Annotated in this window: 2 protein-coding genes and 1 pseudogene; 2 read left to right on the forward strand and 1 reads right to left on the reverse strand. The window is 71.2% G+C overall.

Features of this window, described 5'->3' with window-relative positions:
- A pseudogene (locus QMK24_RS40815) lies at window positions 1–327 on the reverse strand (hypothetical protein); the annotation flags it as partial.
- 121 nt (window positions 328–448) lie between these two features.
- Here QMK24_RS40815 and QMK24_RS40820 point away from each other — a divergent pair.
- Together QMK24_RS40820 and QMK24_RS40825 are read left to right on the forward strand one after the other, a co-directional pair.
- Entirely contained in the window at window positions 449–1564 is a 1116-nt protein-coding gene (locus QMK24_RS40820; protein WP_283471975.1) for an IS630 family transposase, read from the forward strand.
- Between the two features lie 192 nt (window positions 1565–1756).
- Window positions 1757–3148, forward strand: a complete 1392-nt coding sequence (locus QMK24_RS40825) for a hypothetical protein (protein ID WP_283471977.1) — start codon at window positions 1757–1759, stop codon at window positions 3146–3148.
- Window positions 3149–3455 lie beyond the last annotated feature (307 nt).

A 3455-nucleotide genomic window follows, 5' to 3' on the forward strand; every position in this document is an offset into this window, starting at 1 on the left:
GGCGAGGTGGACGATGGCGGCGGTGTCGAAGGCGTCGTTGGGGTGGCCGACGTCGGCGCCGGTGTGCAGGAGAGCGTCGGTGTAGGAGTCGGTGGCGGCTGAGTAGTGGGCGAAGCCCCACTCCTGGTCGTCGCCGAGGTACTCGATGCGGCACAGCGGGATGTGCTCGTCCTGCCCGTCGTGCTCGATGATCGCGGCCAGGTAGCCGAACGAGCCGCGCCAGCGCACGTCGACCTCGGCCAGGGCGGGCCAACGGCCCAGTTGCGCGGCGTAGTGGTCGACGGTGCCGTCGACGTCTTCCTTGAGCCTCTTGGGGGGAACCGGCATGACACCAGTGTGGCGCACGGCCGGCCCCGGGGGGATGTTCGGGGCCCGCCGTCCGGGAGCGCGGGCGGAGCGGGCAGGATGCGTCCTGGCGCACCGCCACATCCTTTGCCCAGGAGCATGCATGGCCCATCCTGCCGCTGCACCGTTGCCGTTGTCCCGCAAGCAGGAGCGCAAGTTGCGCACGATCGTGGCCGGTGCGCTGGCCGGGCAGGCGGTGGTGCGACGGGCACGGATCGTGCTGCTGGCCGCCCAGGGCCTGCCCAACACGCACATCGCCGCCCGACTCGGCTGCAGCCTGCCGACGGTGCGCACCTGGCGCGAGCGCTTCCGCCGACGCGGGGTGCGGGGGCTGTTCGACCGCCCCCGCTGCGGCCGTCCGGACACGTACGGTCCCAGCGAGCGCTTGGCCGTGGTGGCCACCGCCACCTCCGTCCCGCCCGAGGGTGCCTCGCTCTGGACCCGCGCCTCGATTGCTGCGCACCTGGCCGAGCGCGGCCTGGTCCCGTCCGCCTCCACCGTGGGACGGATCCTGGCCGAGGCCAAGGTGCGTCCGCACAAGGTTCGCGGTTGGCTGCACCGCGCGGACGACCCCGCCTTCTGGGCCCAGGCCGGCGCGGTCTGCCGTCTGTATCTGGACTTGCCGCCCGGTACCCTGTTGGTCAGCCTCGACGAGAAGACGGGCATCCAGGCCAAGTCCCGCCGCTACCCGAGCGTGCGCGCCCGCCCCGGACGCGAGGAGCGCCGCGAGTTCGAGTACCGCCGCCACGGCACGGTCTCCATCGTCGCGGCCATGGACGTGGCCACCGGACAGGTCTTGGCCCAGCGCATCGAGCGCAACAACTCGGCGACGTTCACCGCGTTCCTGCGGCAACTGGACCAGTGCACCGACCCGGCCCTGCAGATCCACCTGGTCATGGACAACGGCTCCTCGCACACCTCCAAGGCCACCCGGGCCTGGCTGGCCGCCCACCCCCGCTTCACCGTCACCCACACGCCCAAGCATGCCTCCTGGCTGAACATGGTCGAGCAGTGGTTCAGTGCGCTGACCCGCCGCCTACTGCGACGCGGCGACTTCGCCTCCCGCGACGACCTCGAAACCCAGATCACCACCTACACCATCCGCTACAACCGCACCGCCCGCCCCTACCGCTGGCGCTACGACGCCGACGCCGAGCACGCCCGCTACCTCACCCGCCACCCCCAACCCGCCCCCGACACCTTCACACAAGCCGCATAACGCTCGCCGGGTACCGGAACCCCTTATACGACGGCGCCCCGACCTCCTGCACCGCCCGTTCGACCTCCTCGGACTCCCACATGGACCTTGGAACGGCCGCGACCTGCCGGGCCGTGGTATACATTCATCGCCTATCTGGACAAAATAGGATTCTGGCCGTGGTGCTCCGCGGCACGTTCATACAATGGCCGGATGCCAGTCTCGAAGTCGCGCAAGAAGAAGCCGTCGCAGTCCGCCGCCACGGCGAGGCGGTCGGGGAATCCCGCCACTCGCAGGGCCGGACAGGAAGCAGCGCCGTGGGGGGAGTTGGCCAACTTCGGAGAGTACCGTCGCCGGCTCGACCGGCAGCGGATGGATCTCGCGGCCCGCGACGCCGAACCGATCCTCGCGGGCCTGGTCGCCGCGGACGGCTCGGCATCCTGGACCGAGGACGAGTTGTGTCGCCGCTTGGGCCGGACGCTTTCCGAGCAGGACGCGGCGAGCGAGGCGCGGCGGGAATCAGGGGCCGCCGAGATCCTCGACACCTACAGCCCGGACCAGCTGCTCGACGCCGTGACCGATGCCACCGTGCAAGCAGCCTTCCAGGCCGTCACGGCCGCCGACGAGCCGCAATCGCGGAACGGCGCGTGGCGGTTGCTTCTGGCCCTCGCCAGGATCACCCCCCACCCTGCAGCCCAAGTCGCCGTCAAGACCGTCACGGACCTGCGGGAACGTAACCCCTCGCTTCCGGAAGGCCCGATCGCCGACGCGCCGACCGGCACGGCCCTGTGGTGCCGGGACGCCTACGGCACCCGGTTCGCCGTCACCGCGCCGTTCGCCGCCGCGAACGGCCCGGACCGGTGGTACCTGTGGGACATCGACGCCTGCGGCGGCGACGCGCTGACGGTCGGTGCCGGATACTTCCCCGATGCCGACCAGGCATTGGCATCCTGGCTGGCCGCGGTCGGACCGGACGCCACGTCCGGGTGCCGTCTCGAACCCGTCTCGGACCCCCACCTCGCCGCGCGGCTTCTCCCGGGCCTGGCAGGCTTCTTCCACCCCGGGGGCGAGTCGGAAGGGCAGTACGCGGAATTCCACCGCTGCCGTCGGCTGGCCCAAGAGCTCCGCCGCTCGGACTTCCTGGACGGGAACACCGCGACCGCCGGCACCCCCGCACCGGCACAGCCGGTCGGCAAGGACGCGTGGATCGCCGAGTTCACGGCCTGGCGTGCCGAACTGCGGCCCGGCCACAACGCGGTCCCCGACGATTTCCCGGTCGAGGAGGGCGAGGAACCTCCCACCGAGGATGACATCTACCGGGAGTTGGCCGACGGCTGGTTCATCAGCGAATTCCCCGAACTCGCCCATGCCTGCTCCCCGCACCGGATCGCCCTGCTGGCCGCGCACATCCGCGACTACTACACCAGCGACTACGCACTGGTCGTCCTTGGCCTCGTCCCGGATCTGGCGGCCTGGCTCACCGAGCGCTCCGGATTGTCGGCCACAGTAGGCGGACGCACCCGGGCCTACGCCGACGGAACGGCCGTTCCGGATGTGGACCTGGGCCACCGCGCTCACAGCTTGCTGACACCGATCCGCGAGTAGCCTCAATCAGGCGATGACGGCGCAACCCAGCCCCGACCCACCGTATGCCGGACCCGAGGCTCCTGGGCAATGGATGTGGCGGTACGTCAGGACGCATCCTGCCCGCTCCGCTCCGCCCCGCTCCCGGACGGCGAGCCCCGAACATCCCCCGGGGCCGGCCGTGCGCCACACTGGTGTCATGCCGGTTCTCGACCGGCCACCCCAACGACGCCTTCGACCCCGCCGCCACCGTCCACCTCGCCGACCACGAGGCGTGACCGCGCCCAGCCCGCCCAACCGGCAAAGGACCTGCGACGCGCTGCACTAG

The sequence above is a fragment of the Streptomyces sp. PH10-H1 genome (assembly GCF_030063355.1).
Lineage (GTDB): Bacteria > Actinomycetota > Actinomycetes > Streptomycetales > Streptomycetaceae > Actinacidiphila.